The organism is Blastococcus sp. CT_GayMR16, assembly GCF_004570875.1.
Lineage (GTDB): Bacteria > Actinomycetota > Actinomycetes > Mycobacteriales > Geodermatophilaceae > Blastococcus_B.
Map to the genome: position 1 here is coordinate 158091 of NZ_SPQK01000005.1, position 13885 is coordinate 171975.

Here is a 13885-nt window from a genome sequence, read left to right on the forward strand (position 1 = left end):
AGACTCGGGCACCGACGGGGTGCCCTGCGCCCGACCCCCAGCATCGAGGAGAGGCCTTGGCCAAGGACCGCACGCCCCCGCGCAGCAAGCCCGGTGGCAAGCCCGGCGGGAAGGGCAGCACCGCGGCCGGCAGTTCGGGCAGGGGTCGCACGCGGCCGCCGGCGAACGTGGTGACCCCGCAGCGGCCCTGGGGCCTGATCGCCGCGGCGATCGCGGTCGCCCTCTTCGCCGCCGCGGTCCTCACCTACGCCGTCCTCAAGGTGAACGAGTCCAACGCCGACAAGGTGCAGTCGGCCGACGAGATCGCCGACCTGCAGACCTTCGAGTACGCGGCCGGCCAGGACCACGTGACGACGCCGGTCCAGTACGAGCAGTCGCCGCCGGTCGGTGGGCCGCACGACGGCAACTGGGCCGACTGCACCGGAACCGTCTACGACGTCGACATCCGGCACGAGAACGCCGTGCACAGCCTCGAGCACGGCGCGGTGTGGATCACCTACAACCCCGACGAGCTGTCCGACGACGACGTCGCGACGCTGGCCGAGCTGGTCGACGGCGAGTCCGGCCGGATGCTCTCGCCCTACGTGGGGCTGGACTCCCCCATCAGCCTGCAGGGCTGGAACCACCAGCTGACGGTCGACTCCGTGGACGACAAGCGGATCAAGCAGTTCGCCGACTTCTTCACCCGCAACGGCGACTTCTACCCCGAGGTCGGCGCCAGCTGCGAGAACCCGGCCTTCAAGGCGAGCCCGCTCATTGCCGGTGATGCGAGCGCGCCGGTCGGCCCGAGCGACGTGCCGACGACCACGACGCCGGGGGCCGAAGCCACCGAGAGCGCACCGGCGGAGACCACCGCTCCCTGACCAGGCATCTACCTGATCATGCATCGACGACCGAGGTGACTCCCGTGACCGACACCGCTCCCGCCGGGCGCGGCCTGCTGCGACCGGCGCTGATCGCCGTCATCGCCGTCGCGCTGGTGCTGCTCGGCGGCGGGCTCGCGGTGGCCCTCGGCATCGGCCGGACGACGGAACCGTCGGCGGACTCGGTCGACGCGGGCTTCTCCCGGGACATGTCGCGGCACCACCTGCAGGGCGTGGAGATGGCCAATCTCGCGCCCGACCGCAGCACCGACCCCGAGATCCGGCAGCTGGCCTTCGACATCTCCTCGACCCAGACCAACCAGGCGGGGCGCATGGAGGGCTGGTTGTCGCTGTGGGGGCTGCCCCCCTCCGGGGGCGAGACCATGGCCTGGATGGAAGGCACGGGTCACAGCGGCCACACGATGGAGATGGGCGAGAACGACCTCATGCCGGGGATGGCAACCGAGGACGAGCTGACCGCCCTGCGCGACCTGTCCGGCACGGCGTTCGACGTCGAGTTCCTCCGGCTGATGATCCGCCACCACCAGGGCGGCAAGGAGATGGCCGTCTACGCGGCCGAGCACGCCGAGACGGCGACCGTCCGGCGGCTGGCCGGCACCATCGCCGACACCCAGACGGCGGAGGTCACGACGATGGCGCGGATGCTCTCGGCGCGCGGCGGCAGTCCCCTCCCGGCGCCCTGAGGCCCTCCGTCCGGGAGACGCCCGGAGACTGATAGCGTTTCCTCTGCAACACGGACGAGCCCCCGTAGCTCAGGGGATAGAGCACTGCCCTCCGGAGGCAGGGGCGCAGGTTCGAATCCTGCCGGGGGCACTCTTCCGCACGTGGCCGGTACGGCTGTTGCTCACGCCAGCACGGCGATCGCGTCGACCTCGACCATCAGGTCGGGCTCGGCCAGCGCCGCGACGCTGATGAGCGTCGTCGGTCGCAGCGGTTGGACACCCAGCCGCTCGGCGGCCCGCCCGACGCCCTCTCCGAGTCCGGCCAGCTTCGACTCGTCCCAGTCGACGACGTACAGCGTCACCTTGGCGACGTCGTCGAACGTGCCGCCCACGGCCGCGAGTGCCGTCGCGACGTTGAGGTAGGCCTGCTCGACCTGGGCCGCCAGATCACCCGCGCCGACGGGTTCGCCGTCCGCCGTCCGGGGAAGCGGGTGCGGGGCAGGTGCACTACCGTCCCCGCGCATGACGAGCGGGGACATCCAGCAGGCACAGGTCGGCGATCTCCAGATCGCCTACGAGACGTTCGGACGACGCGAGGACCCGCCGGTCCTGCTGGTCATGGGCCTGGCCACGCAGATGATCGGCTGGCCCGACGACTTCTGCCGGCAGCTCGCCGATCACGGCTACTTCGTCGTCCGCTTCGACAACCGCGACATCGGCCTGTCCACCCACCTGCACGACGCCGGCGCACCGGACGTGATGTCCGTGCTCGGCGGTGACCTGTCGTCGGTGGCCTACGGGCTCACCGACCTCGCCACCGACACGGTCGGCCTGCTCGACGCGCTGGGCCTGGACAGCGTCCACCTCGTCGGCGCCTCGATGGGCGGGATGATCGCCCAGCTGGTGGCCCTGCAGGCGCCCGAGCGGGTGCGCACCCTGACCTCGATCATGTCGACGACCGGTGAGCCCGCCGTCGGCGGTCCGTCCGACGCAGCGCTGGCACTGCTGCTCACTCCCCCTGCCGGCGATCGCGACGGTGCCGTCCAGCGCGTGGTCGACACCTACCGCGTGATCGGGTCCCCGGGGTTCGAGTTCGACGAGCCGGCCCTGCGGGACCGGGCCGGACTGTCCTTCGACCGCGCGTACGACCCGGCCGGCGTCGCCCGCCAGCTCGCCGCGATCCTCACGACGCCCGACCGCACCGGCGACCTGACGTCGGTGTCCGTGCCGTGCCTCGTCATCCACGGCGCCCAGGACGCACTCGTGAACGTGAGTGGCGGCCACGCGACGGCCGCGGCCATTCCGGACGCAGAGCTGCTGATCGTCGACGGGATGGGCCACGACCTGCCCCGCGCGGTGTGGCCGCAGCTCATCGACCGGATGACGGCACTGTTCGGCCGCGCGGCCTGAGCCCGCGCGCTCAGCTGGTCAGCATCCCGCCCTCGACCGGGATGGTCGTGCCGGTCACGTAGCCGCCCGCGTCGCTGACGAGGAACACGAGCGCGGCGGCCAGCTCGTCGGGATCGCCCTTGCGGCCCACCAGCACGCGCGCGAGCTGGGAGTCGATGTAGCCCTCGGGATAGGTGTCGGTCATCTCCGACTCGAAGAAGCCCGGCGCCAGCGCGTTGACCCTGATGCCCTTGCGACCGGTCCACTGCTGCGCGAGGTCACGGGTCAGCCCGATCAGCCCGGCCTTGCTCGCCGCGTACGCCGCCTGCGGCAGGCCGGCCGTGGTCAGGCCCAGGACGCTGGAGATGTTGACGATCGAACTGCCCGGCTGCATCACCCGGCCACACGCCTGGGCCATCCAGTAGCAGCCGTTGAGATTGATGTCGATGACCTGCCGGAACTGCTCGGGCGTCTCCCGGGTGGCCGGGGTCGCGGTGCCGATCCCGGCGTTGTTGACCAGGATGTCGACCCGGCCGAACTCGGCCACCGTGGCGTCGACCAGGCCCTGGCAGTCCTCGGGCAGTGCCACGTCGGTGCGCACGGAGATCGCGCGCCGGCCCGCCCGCTCCACGGCCTGCTGGGTCTCGGCCAGCCGGTCGGTGCGCCGGGCCCCGAGGGCGACGTCGGCCCCGGCCTCCGCCAGCGCCCGGGCGAACACCGCGCCGAGCCCGGAGGACGCCCCCGTCACGATCGCCACCCGGCCGTCCAGCCGGAACATGTCAAGGATCGTGCGGTCTGCCACGGGTCGGCTCCTGTCGTTGGTGAACGGTCGGACCGACGGTAACGAAGACGTGGGGTAGGTCACCTCTCGAACGGGTAGGCCGCTGGCCGGACCTCGACGGGGAGGAACCCCACCATGACCAATCTGGCTCAGAACCTGATCGACACCGCGGCGAAGGAAGGGCCCCATCCGGCGCTCCGGATGGACGAGGCACACCTGAGCTACGACGAGTTCCGGGACGCCGCGCTGCGGGTCGCCGCGTCGCTGCAGTCGCGCGGGATCCAACCGGGCGACCGCGTCGGCATGGTCCTGCCCAACGTCCTGTCCTTCCCGATCGTGTTCTACGGGGCGCTCCTCGCCGGCGCGGCCGTCGTGCCGATGAACCCGCTGCTGAAGGCGCGCGAGGTCGAGTACTACCTGCGCGACTCCGGCGCCAGGATCGTCGTCACCGGTGAGTCGTCGGCCGAGGCGGTCGGCGAGGCGGCCGGCACTGTCGGCATCGAGTCCGTGACCGTCGGACCGGCCATGCCCGATGCGCTGATGGCCGACGAGGGCCTGTCCGCGCCGGTCGAGCGGGCCGACGACGACACCGCGGTGATCCTCTACACGTCCGGGACGACCGGCCAGCCCAAGGGCGCCGAGCTCACGCACGCCGGCCTGAACAGCAATGCCCGGACGACGCAGGAGACGCTGCTGGAGGGCACTCCGGACGACGTGATCATGGGCTGTCTGCCGCTGTTCCACGTCTTCGGCCTGACCTGTTCGCTGAACGCCGGCGTCCTCGCCGGGTCCACCCTCACGCTCATCCCGCGGTTCGACGGCGGCAAGGCCCTGTCGGTGGTGGAGCGCGACGGCGTGACGGTCTTCCAGGGCGTCCCGACGATGTTCTCCGCGATGCTGCACTCCCCCGACGCCGGCAGCACCGACGTCGCCAGCCTCCGGCTGTGCGTCTCCGGTGGATCCGCCATGCCGGTGGAGGTCATGCGCTCCTTCGAGGAGACCTTCGGCTGCATCGTGCTCGAGGGATACGGGCTGTCGGAGACCTCGCCGGTCGCGTCGTTCAACCACCCGCACGCCGAGCGGAAGCCCGGATCCATCGGCACGCCCATCCGCGGTGTCGAGATGCGACTGGTCGACGACGACGGCAAGGACGTCGCCGGTGCCGAGGTCGGGGAGATCGCGATCCGCGGCGAGAACGTGATGAAGGGCTACTGGGAGCGCCCGGAGGACACCGCGAAGGCGATCCCCGACGGCTGGTTCCGCACCGGCGACCTCGCCCGCCAGGACGAGGAGGGCTACTTCTTCATCGTCGACCGCAAGAAGGAGATGATCATCCGCGGCGGTTACAACGTCTACCCGCGCGAGATCGAGGAGGCGCTCTACGAGCACCCCGCGGTGGCCGAGGTGGCGTGCATCGGCATCAGTCACCCCGACCTCGGCGAGGAGGTCGTCGCCGCCGTCGCGCTGAAGCCCGGCGCCAGCGCCGATCCCGCGGAGCTCCAGGCGTTCGTGAAGGAGCGGGTGGCCGCCTACAAGTACCCGCGGCACGTGTGGCTGGTGGACTCTCTCCCGAAGGGGCCGACGGGCAAGATCCTGCGCCGGTCGGTGGAGGTGCCCGAGGAGGTCGGTCGCCGATGAGCGCCCCGGACGGACCGGCGAAGAGACCCGCTCCCCCGGCGCCCCCGCTGTGGCGGCAGGTCTTCGACACAGCCGAGCGAGCCGTCTCGCCCCGGGCCGAGACCTTCGTGCGTACCCCGGGCTTCCACGTCGGGGTCGCACTGCTCCGGCGAGCGGAGGACGCGGTGCGCGGCACCGTCCGGGGCGCGACCGCCCGCGCCTGGCACCTGGTGAACCTTCCTGCCGGGAGTGACGTGAGCCGGCTGAGGGCGCAGATCGGGGCGCTCGACCGCGAGGTGCGGCGGCTGGGACTGCAACTGGAAGCCGAACGGCGCCGTGCGGCCGGGCGGACGACGTCAACGACGACGGAGGACAGCGATGCCGACGGTGCCCAGCCCACAGACGGTGCTCGACCGCGTCCGGCGCGACGTCGAACGCAACGCCCTCCGGGCTCGTAACGGCATCAAGCTGGTCGCCGGCGTCGACCGGCCCGGCGTGGGCCAGACCCCGAAGGACGTCGTCTGGCAGCGCGGCCGGACCCAGCTGTGGCACTACCGCAACGAGGACGTCCGCTACGGGCCGCCGCTGCTGATCGTGTTCAGCCTGATCAGCCGCAGCTACATCCTCGACCTGACACCGGGGAACAGCTTCGTCGAGCAGCTGCTCGAGGCGGGCTTCGACGTCTACCTGCTCGACTGGGGCGAGGCGGACGAGCGCGACGCGGGGAACGGCCTCGAGGACTACGTCGACGACTACATCCCGGCCGGCATCGACCGCGTGCTCGAGCTCTCCGGGGCCGACGAGGTCAACCTCTTCGGCTACTGCTTCGGCGGCAACCTCACGCTGCTCTACGCCGCGCACCATCCGGACGCCCCGCTGCGGAGCCTCACGGTGCTCGCGACGCCCGTCGACTTCCGGCACATGGGGCCGCTCGCCGACGTGTTCTCTGTCGGCCGCATGGAGGTCGAGTCGGTGCTGAGCGCCGACGGCAACGTGCCGCCGTCCGTCGTCGTCCAGGGGTTCCGCAGCCTGACCCCGACGGCCGAGGTGACCCGCTACGTCACCCTCTGGGAACGGCTCTGGAACGACGAGTACGTCGCCTCCTACCAGGCGATGACCGGCTGGTCGGACGACCACGTGCCCTTCCCGGGGGCGGCGGCCCGCCAGACCGCCGAGATGCTCGTGCGCGCCAACGGGATGGTGAACGACCGGCTCACCGTCGGCGGGGACCCGGTGCACCTGAGCGACGTCCAGGTGCCGTTCCTCACGGTGCGGGCCAACCGGGACCACATCGTGCCGCCGGAGGCGACGGCCCCGCTGATCGACCTCGTGGGCTCACCGGACAAGCACGAGCTGTGCCTGGACGCCGGCCACATGGGGCTGGTCGTCGGGCGCACGGCAGCGAAGACGACGGTGCCGACGATCATCGACTTCATCCGCCGCCGCAGCGACGAGATCTCTCCCAGCGCGCAGGAGGCCTGAGATGCCGGTGGTCGAACTCGGCCCGGAGCGCTGTGACGCGCTCCTGGCGTTCTTCGCCGCGCTGCCCGAGGGGGATCTGACCTTCATCAAGGAGGAGGTCCACGACCCCGACACCGTCCGGTCGTGGGCGGCCGGCCCGGCGTCCGGCGGACGGTGGGTGGCCGTGGACGACAGCCGGGACGGCGCGGTGACCGGATACGTCGCCGTCCGGCCGCTCCCCGGCTGGTCCGACCACGTCGGCGAGGTGCGGCTGGTCGTCGCGCCGACTTCCCGCGGGACCGGCCTGGGCCGGGAACTGGCCCGGCACGCCCTGGTGCAGGCCGTGGAGTCCGGACTCTCGAAGCTGGTGGTCGAGATCGTCGCCGAGCAGGGCGGGGCGCTGGCCCTGTTCACCGAACTCGGTTTCACCGGCGAGGCGCTGCTGGTCGACCACATCCGCGACCGGAACGGGGACCTGCGCGACCTGATGGTGCTGGCCCACCACGTCCGCGACACCTGGGCCGGGATGGACACCGTCGGCGTCGCGGACGAGCTCAGCTCTCGATGACCTTCCCGTCGGACACCTCGAGCCGGCGGGTGGTCTCGACGGACTCGAGCATCCGCCGGTCGTGGGTGACCAGCAGCAGCGTGCCCGTGTAGGCGGCCAGGGCCTCCTCGAGCTGCTCGATCGCGGGCAGGTCGAGGTGGTTCGTCGGCTCGTCGAGGACCAGCACGTTGATCCCCCGCGCCTGCAGGAGTGCCAGGGCCGCCCGCGTGCGCTCGCCCGGTGAGAGCGTCTCGGCCGGCCGGAGCACGTGGTCGGCGGTGAGCCCGAACTTCGCGAGCAGGGTCCGCACCTCCGACGTCGGCCAGTCCGGCACCTCGGCGGAGAACGCGTCCATCAGCTGCTCGGGCCCGAAGAAGCGTCCGCGTGCCTGGTCGATCTCCCCGACCTTCACGGCCGGGCCGAGCGACGCCGTCCCCTCGTCGAGCGGGATCCGGCCGAGCAGGGCGCCGAGCAGCGTCGACTTGCCAGAGCCGTTCCCCCCGGTGATGGCCAGCCGGTCGCCCCAGTCCACCTGCAGGTCGACCGGGCCGAGCGTGAAGTCGCCGCGGCGCACGACCGCCCCGCGCAGGGTCGCGACGACGGCGCCTGCCCGCGGGGCCGTGGCGATCTCCAGCCGCAGCTCCCACTCCTTGCGCGGCTCCTCGACCACCTCGAGCCGCTCGATCCGGCGGTCGGTCTGCTTCGCCTTGGCGCCCTGCTTCTCCGACGACGCGCGGTTCTTCGCCTTGATGTGCTTGTCGCCGTCCTTGGACTTCTTGATCGAGTCGCGCACGCCCTTGGCCAGCCAGTTCCGCTGCATCCTGGCTCGCGCCTCCAGGCCCGCCTTCGTGTCGGCGTAGTCGTCGTAGGCCTCGCGGGCATGCCGCCGGGCGACGTCGCGCTCCACCAGGTAGGCGTCGTAGCCGCCGTCGTGGACGCGGACGAGCTGCTGGGCGAGGTCGAGCTCGACGACCCGCGTGACCGTCTGCGCGAGGAACTCACGGTCGTGACTGACGACGACGATGCCGGCGCGGGAGTTCTCCACGAAGCGCTCCAGCTGGTCGAGCCCGGCGAGGTCGAGGTCGTTGGTGGGCTCGTCGAGCAGGAGGACGTCGTAGCGGGACAGCAGCAGTGCGGCCAGGCCCACCCGCGCCGCCTGCCCACCGGACAGGCCCGTCGTGACGGCGTCCAGGGCGACGCCGGGGGCGACGTCGGCGACGACCTCGTCGGCCCGCTCCTCGAAGTCGGCGCCACCGAGGGCGAGCCAGCGCTCGAGCGCGTCGCCGTAGGTGTCGTCGGCGCCGTCCTCGCCCTCGGTGAGCCGGTCGGTGGCGTCGTCCATCGCGGCCTGGGCCGCGGCCACGCCGGTGCGGCGGGCCAGCGCGGCGAGCACGGTCTCCCCCGGTCGCCGCTCGGGCTCCTGCGGCAGGTAGCCGAGGGTGGCCGACGGCGGGCTGACGACGACGGTGCCGTCCTCGGGTGACAGTTCACCGGCCAGCGTGCGGAGCAGCGTCGACTTGCCCGCACCGTTGACGCCGACCAGGCCGACGACGTCACCGGGGGCGACGACGAGATCCAGGCCGGAGAAGAGCACGCGGGCGCCGTGACCGGCCGCCAGTCCGCGCGCGACAAGAGTGGCACTCACACGACCCAGGGTCCCAAGCCTGTCATCCGAGTTCCCGCCCGGGCTCAGTCGTGGGGTGCGGCGGTGTCCTAGTCGACCGTGCCCTGGTCGACGGGGTCCTTGTCGACGGTGTCCTCGTCGAAGGAGCCCTCCTCGTAGCCGCTCTCGTCGCGGGCGTCGTCGGTGGGGCGGCGGCGGACCAGCCACGGCTGCAGGTGGTCGTAGCCGCGGACCGACACCCGGTGCAGCGGGCGCACCTTGTAGCCGGGGCGGTCGCGCAGCCGCTCGGCGAGCTCCCGGTCGACCAGCAGCGTGTTCGGCCGGGCGAGCGACGTCAGCCGGCTGGCCAGGTTGACCACCGGTGAGTACACGTCCCCGAGCCGGGTGAGCACCGCGCCGTAGGCGGCACCGACGCGCAGCGGCGGCCGCTCGTCGGCCGCCCACACCTCGGGCAGCTCGAGCCCGATCCCGACCGCGTCCTCGGCGCTCGCCGCGGTGAACAGCACGCCGTCCCCGACCGTCTTCACGACCCGGCCGTGGTGCCGGGCGATCACCTCGGCGGCGATGCTCTCGAAGTCCTCGATCATGGCGCCGAGTTCGCGCCCGCCCATGCCGCGGCTGCGGAAGGTGTAGCCGACCAGGTCGGCGAACCCGACCGCGAGCTCCCGGCGGTCGCCCTGCCCGGACGTGGCGGCGAGCAGCCGGTCGGCGTTGGCCGCGAGGTGCCGCCGCCAGACGTAGTCCTGCACCTCGCGCAGCCGCGGCAGCAACGCCTGGGCGGCCTCGACCGCTTCCTCCGCCGTCGCCCCTCTGCCGTCGGGGCCACCGGCGCGGAAGAGGGCGTCGGCGAGCATGTCGGTCTGCCAGTCGGCCAACCGCGACAGGGACTGCCCCATCGCGCGGGCGATGGACGCCTCGGACTCCGGCCCGACGAACCCGGAGTCGATGAGGGTGGAGAGCACCCCGAGCGCCTCGACGTCGGCGTCGGTGAACGCGGGGTCGTCGTCCGCGGCGTCGGGGAAGCCGAGGGCACGCCAGAGCCGCTGGGTGCGCTCGGGCGCCATGCCGGCCAGCTCCGCGATCTGCAGCCGGGTATAGCGCCGGGGCCCGTGGAGCAACAGCCGCTCGAGCGCCTCGCGGGCGTCGGCGACCGCGCCCGGGTCGGGCTCCGTCATGCCGCCGTCGGCCTCAGCCGGTGGTGTGCACGACGAGGACGTCGCACTGGGAGCGGCGGGTGGCGTCGGCCGGCACCGAGCCGAGCAGGCGCCCCTTGATGCCCGCCAGGCCGCGGTTGCCGACCACGAGCAGGTCGGCGTTCTCACGGCGGACGACGTCCAGCAGCGCCTCGACCGGCGAGCCCTGCACCGCGACCGTCTTCACGTCCTTTGCGCCTGCCTGGGAGGCCCGCTCATGGGCGGTGCGCACGGTGTCCTCGGCCGGATGCGAGCCGACGACCTGGTAGGCCTCGTCGCGCAGGGTGTCCTGCGCCTGGGCCAGCTCGCGGTCGTCGGTGTCCGGGGGCAGGTACGCGCACGCGATCACGAGGGTCGCGCCGCAGGCTCCGGCCAGGGCGCCCGCGCGGGCCACGGCCCGCAGGGACGACTCCGACCCGTCGGTGCCGACGACGATCGTGCGGTACGCGCTCTCGCTCACGGCGCGCACTCTATGTGACCGTGTGCCGGGAGACACCCCGAGATCATCGACGTCCGGGCATGCCCGCCGCAGTGGGAACCGCCCAGGTCCGACGCCCGCCGCTTCGCGAACAGGACACGCCCGCATGCCCGAACCCGGCACGAGTTCCCCCAGCGCGCTCCTGCGCCGTGCCCGGTTCGCGGTGGGCGCGTGCTTCTTCGTCAACGCGGTCCTCTACGCCAACCTGGTGCCGCGGTTCCCGGAGGTGAAGGCCGAGCTGGGGCTGTCGAACGTCTCCCTCGGCACCGCCCTGGCCGCTCTCCCGCTGGGGGCGCTCCTGGCCGGCCTGTCCTCGGCCGTGTTCATCCGCCGGTTCGGCTCGGCTCGGGTGGCCTCCTACGGGCTCCTCCTGCTCGCGGCGGCGGTGTGGGCGGCGGCCGCGGCGCCGAACTGGCTCCTGCTGGCTGCGGCGCTCCTGTGCGCCGGCGCGCTCGACGCCGTGGTGGACGTGGCGCAGAACGCCCACGGGCTGCGCGTCCAGCGGCTCTACGGGCGCTCGATCCTCAACGCCTTCCACGGCATCTGGAGCATCGGCGCGGTCACCGGAGGCCTGCTCGGTTCGGCCGCCGCCGGGCTGGGCGTGCCGCTGGAGGTGCACCTCGCCGTCGTCGGGGTGGTGTTCGGCGTGCCGGCGCTGCTCGGCCCCCGGGCGCTGCTCGCCGGGCCCGACGACGCCGACCGCGACGGCCCGGAGGGGGACGCCGCCGACCCCGGAAGCGGCCGACCGGCCGCGTCCCGGCCGGTCCGGCGGGCAGCCTTCGGCGCCATGGCGGCCCTCGGCGTCCTGGCCATCTGCGGCGCGTTCGTCGAGGACGCCGGCGCGTCCTGGAGCGCGCTGTACCTCCGCGACGAACTCGCCGCCGGGGCGGCCCTGGCCGGTCTGGGCTTCGTGGCCCTGCAGGCCGCGATGACGCTCGGCCGGCTCACCGGTGACCGGGCCGTCGACCGGTTCGGCCAGCGCCGGGTCGTGCGGGCGGGCGGCGCACTGACCGCCGCCGGCATGGGGCTCGCACTCGCCGTGCCATCGATCCCCGTCACGCTGCTGGGTTTCGCTCTCGCCGGACTCGGCGTGGCGACGCTCGTGCCGGCCGTCTACCACGCCGCCGACGAGCTCCCGGGCCTCCCCCGGGGGCTGGGACTGGCGGTCGTGAACTGGCTGCTGCGCATCGGCTTCCTGGTGTCGCCGCCGCTCATCGGCTTCGTCGCCGACGCCACGAGCCTGCGCGTCGCCCTGCTGACCGTCGTCGTCGCCGGGGTCGGCGCGCTCACGTTCGGGCGGGTCCTCCCGCGCACGGTGAATTCCGGCTGAACACCGGTCGACCACGCCGCGCCGGCGGCACGCCACGGCCCCGGGGGCTCCCGATGGGCGGCCCCGGTGCGCTTGGATGGGGCGAGCCACCCGATGCGACGACCCTATTCGACGACCCTATTCGACGACGAGGAGTTCCCATTCCCACGGCCAGCACCGCCCTCGGCAGCAAGACGGCCGGCTCAGGCCGGCTCGAGGTCCGCGGACTCAGCAAGTCCTTCGGGTCCGTCCAGGCCGTCTCCGACCTGAGCTTCACCGTGGAACCCGGGTCGGTGACCGGCTTCCTCGGCCCCAACGGGGCCGGGAAGACCACGACCCTGCGCATGGTCCTGGGGCTCATGCACCCCGACGCGGGGACGGCGACCTTCGACGGCACGCCCTACGCGCACCTGCCCGCGCCGCTGCGCACCGTCGGCGCCGTCCTCGAGACCGCCTTCCACCCCGCGCGCTCGGGCCGCAACCATCTACGCGTCTACTGCCGCGCCGCGGGTTTCCCGCTGTCCCGCGCCGACGAGGTGCTCGTCCAGGTCGGCCTCGCCGAGGCGGGCAAGCGCCGCGCCGGCGGCTACTCCCTCGGCATGCGCCAGCGGCTGGCGCTGGCCACCGCCCTGCTGGGCGACCCCGCCGTCCTCGTCCTGGACGAGCCGGCGAACGGCCTGGACCCCGAGGGCATCCAGTGGCTGCGCGGGTTCCTCCGCCACCTGGCCCACGACCAGGGCCGGACGATCCTGGTGTCCAGTCACCTGCTGTCGGAGGTGGAGCAGACGGTCGACCGCGTGGTCATCGTCGGCGCCGGCCGGCTCGTGCGTGAGGGCTCGATGGAGCAGCTCCGCTCGGGTGCCGACGGGGCGGGCACGGTGCTCGTCCGCAGCCCCGAGATCGCGCGGCTGGCCGAGGTGCTGACCTCGGGCGGCAGCAGCGTCAGCCAGGCGGACGGCGCACTCACCGTCACCGGCTCCACGCCCGCGGAGGTCGGCCACCGCGCCTTCACCGCCGGCATCGAGCTGCACGAGCTTCGCCCGCACACCAGTGGTCTCGAGGAGATCTACTTCCAGCTCACCAGCGGCCGGGAGCAGTTCGCCGCCCCGCCCGCCGGTACCCCTGTCGCCCCGGAGGCCACCCGATGATCCGCCTGGTGCGCGCGGAATGGACCAAGCTCTTCACCACCAAGGTATGGATCGGCCTACTGCTCGGGGCCTGCGTCCTGGTGGGCGGTTTCGCCGCGCTGCTGACGGGCTTCGCGGGCAACGCCGACAGCGGTATCCCACCGGTCGGCACCGAGGGGTTCGAGGAGATCGCCCTCGCCCAGGCCACCAACGCGACCGTGCTGGCGCTGATCCTGGGCATCATCGGGATGACGCAGGAGTACCGGCACCGGACCGCCACGCCGACGTTCCTGGCCGAGCCCCGCCGGTGGCGGGTCGTGGTCGCCAAGATCATCGCGTACGCGCTCGCCGCCGTGCCGTTCGCGCTCGTCGCACTGGCCGTGAACGTCCTGGTCGTGAGCGTCTACGCCGGCGCCCGGGGTGCCGCGCCGTCGCTCACCGGACACAACCTCGAGGTGCTCTCCAGCTCGGGCCTGGCGCTGGTCATCTACGCACTGATCGGTGTCGGGATCGGCGCCCTGCTGCGCAACCAGGTGGGCGCGATCGTCGGAGGGCTGGTGTACCTCTTCGTCGTCGAGCCGGTGATCCGGTCGATCCCCGCGACGTCGGGTGCCTACAAGTGGATGCCCGGGGGTGCGCTGGAGGCCATGACGGCGACGTTCCAGGGACCCGACCTGCTCGGCGCCTGGGAAGGCGGCCTGCTGCTGGTCGGTTACGGTCTGCTGGCTGCCCTGCTGGGCACGCTCCTGGCGGTCCGGCGCGACGTCGTCTGAACGAGGACGCCGTCCCCCCATCGCACTCCAGGACAGGATT

Annotated in this window: 14 protein-coding genes and 1 tRNA gene; 10 read left to right on the forward strand and 5 right to left on the reverse strand. The window is 72.8% G+C overall.

Features of this window, described 5'->3' with window-relative positions:
• Positions 1 to 56 precede the first annotated feature (56 nt).
• The 3 genes from E4P38_RS08455 (at position 57) to E4P38_RS08465 (ending at position 1697) form a co-directional block, all read left to right on the forward strand.
• The gene (locus E4P38_RS08455) at positions 57 to 863 is read left to right on the forward strand and encodes a DUF3105 domain-containing protein (protein WP_135131328.1); all 807 of its coding nucleotides are present in this window, start codon (positions 57 to 59) and stop codon (positions 861 to 863) included.
• Positions 864 to 907: 44 nt separating this feature from the next.
• The gene (locus tag E4P38_RS08460) at positions 908 to 1567 is read left to right on the forward strand and encodes a DUF305 domain-containing protein (RefSeq protein ID WP_135131329.1); all 660 of its coding nucleotides are present in this window, start codon (positions 908 to 910) and stop codon (positions 1565 to 1567) included.
• Positions 1568 to 1625: 58 nt separating this feature from the next.
• Positions 1626 to 1697: transfer RNA gene (locus E4P38_RS08465), tRNA-Arg, on the forward strand.
• Positions 1698 to 1728: 31 nt separating this feature from the next.
• Here E4P38_RS08465 and E4P38_RS08470 read toward each other — a convergent pair.
• Complete coding sequence (locus E4P38_RS08470; protein ID WP_245160891.1) at positions 1729 to 2070, reverse strand: RidA family protein; 342 nt, start codon at positions 2068 to 2070, stop codon at positions 1729 to 1731.
• Between E4P38_RS08470 and E4P38_RS08475 the strand changes: the two genes are divergently transcribed.
• Complete coding sequence (locus E4P38_RS08475; protein ID WP_245160892.1) at positions 2069 to 2956, forward strand: alpha/beta hydrolase; 888 nt, start codon at positions 2069 to 2071, stop codon at positions 2954 to 2956. The genes E4P38_RS08470 and E4P38_RS08475 overlap by 2 nt on opposite strands.
• 10 nt (positions 2957 to 2966) lie before the next feature.
• Here the strand turns inward: E4P38_RS08475 and E4P38_RS08480 are convergent, their stop codons facing one another.
• Positions 2967 to 3737 carry a 3-oxoacyl-ACP reductase family protein gene (locus E4P38_RS08480; protein WP_209309005.1) on the reverse strand — a complete coding sequence of 257 codons (771 nt, stop codon included), beginning with the start codon at positions 3735 to 3737 and terminating at the stop codon, positions 2967 to 2969.
• Between the two features lie 114 nt (positions 3738 to 3851).
• Between E4P38_RS08480 and E4P38_RS08485 the strand changes: the two genes are divergently transcribed.
• From E4P38_RS08485 to E4P38_RS08500, 3 genes are all read left to right on the forward strand, one after another.
• Positions 3852 to 5354 (forward strand): long-chain fatty acid--CoA ligase, encoded by a 1503-nt coding sequence (locus tag E4P38_RS08485; RefSeq protein WP_135131331.1) that lies wholly within the window; start codon positions 3852 to 3854, stop codon positions 5352 to 5354.
• Positions 5355 to 5711: 357 nt separating this feature from the next.
• Positions 5712 to 6815: an alpha/beta fold hydrolase gene (locus E4P38_RS08495; RefSeq protein WP_135131333.1), complete on the forward strand. Its 1104-nt coding sequence runs from the start codon at positions 5712 to 5714 to the stop codon at positions 6813 to 6815.
• 1 nt (position 6816) lies between these two features.
• Positions 6817 to 7362, forward strand: coding sequence for a GNAT family N-acetyltransferase (locus tag E4P38_RS08500; RefSeq protein ID WP_135131334.1), 546 nt, complete (start codon positions 6817 to 6819; stop codon positions 7360 to 7362).
• Here the strand turns inward: E4P38_RS08500 and E4P38_RS08505 are convergent.
• The 3 genes from E4P38_RS08505 to E4P38_RS08515 form a co-directional block, all read right to left on the reverse strand.
• Entirely contained in the window at positions 7349 to 8986 is a 1638-nt protein-coding gene (locus E4P38_RS08505; RefSeq protein WP_135131335.1) for an ABC-F family ATP-binding cassette domain-containing protein, read from the reverse strand. The two genes, E4P38_RS08500 and E4P38_RS08505, sit on opposite strands and share 14 nt — an antisense overlap.
• Before the next feature lie 68 nt (positions 8987 to 9054).
• Entirely contained in the window at positions 9055 to 10140 is a 1086-nt protein-coding gene (locus E4P38_RS08510; protein ID WP_135131336.1) for an adenylate/guanylate cyclase domain-containing protein, read from the reverse strand.
• A 13-nt stretch (positions 10141 to 10153) separates the two neighbouring features.
• A complete protein-coding gene (locus E4P38_RS08515; protein ID WP_245160893.1) occupies positions 10154 to 10618 on the reverse strand; it encodes a universal stress protein in 465 nt (154 codons plus the stop codon).
• 124 nt (positions 10619 to 10742) lie between these two features.
• Here E4P38_RS08515 and E4P38_RS08520 point away from each other — a divergent pair, with 124 nt between their 5' ends.
• The 3 genes from E4P38_RS08520 to E4P38_RS08530 all read left to right on the forward strand — a co-directional run bounded on the left by E4P38_RS08520 (position 10743) and on the right by E4P38_RS08530 (position 13845).
• Positions 10743 to 11966 (forward strand): MFS transporter, encoded by a 1224-nt coding sequence (locus E4P38_RS08520; RefSeq protein WP_135131338.1) that lies wholly within the window; start codon positions 10743 to 10745, stop codon positions 11964 to 11966.
• A 245-nt stretch (positions 11967 to 12211) separates the two neighbouring features.
• Complete coding sequence (locus E4P38_RS08525) at positions 12212 to 13093, forward strand: ATP-binding cassette domain-containing protein (RefSeq protein ID WP_280791066.1); 882 nt, start codon at positions 12212 to 12214, stop codon at positions 13091 to 13093.
• The gene (locus tag E4P38_RS08530) at positions 13090 to 13845 is read left to right on the forward strand and encodes an ABC transporter permease (protein ID WP_135131340.1); all 756 of its coding nucleotides are present in this window, start codon (positions 13090 to 13092) and stop codon (positions 13843 to 13845) included. Before E4P38_RS08525 ends, E4P38_RS08530 begins: the two co-directional genes overlap by 4 nt.
• Positions 13846 to 13885: the final 40 nt, after the last annotated feature.

Coding starts and splice junctions, on each gene's coding strand:
- E4P38_RS08520 (WP_135131338.1), top strand. CDS start 10,743: ATGCCCGAACCCGGCACGAGTTCCCCCAGCGCGCTCCTGCGCCGTGCC.
- E4P38_RS08475 (WP_245160892.1), top strand. CDS start 2,069: ATGACGAGCGGGGACATCCAGCAGGCACAGGTCGGCGATCTCCAGATC.
- E4P38_RS08495 (WP_135131333.1), top strand. CDS start 5,712: ATGCCGACGGTGCCCAGCCCACAGACGGTGCTCGACCGCGTCCGGCGC.
- E4P38_RS08500 (WP_135131334.1), top strand. CDS start 6,817: ATGCCGGTGGTCGAACTCGGCCCGGAGCGCTGTGACGCGCTCCTGGCG.
- E4P38_RS08485 (WP_135131331.1), top strand. CDS start 3,852: ATGACCAATCTGGCTCAGAACCTGATCGACACCGCGGCGAAGGAAGGG.
- E4P38_RS08530 (WP_135131340.1), top strand. CDS start 13,090: ATGATCCGCCTGGTGCGCGCGGAATGGACCAAGCTCTTCACCACCAAG.
- E4P38_RS08470 (WP_245160891.1), bottom strand. CDS start 2,070: ATGCGCGGGGACGGTAGTGCACCTGCCCCGCACCCGCTTCCCCGGACG.
- E4P38_RS08510 (WP_135131336.1), bottom strand. CDS start 10,140: ATGACGGAGCCCGACCCGGGCGCGGTCGCCGACGCCCGCGAGGCGCTC.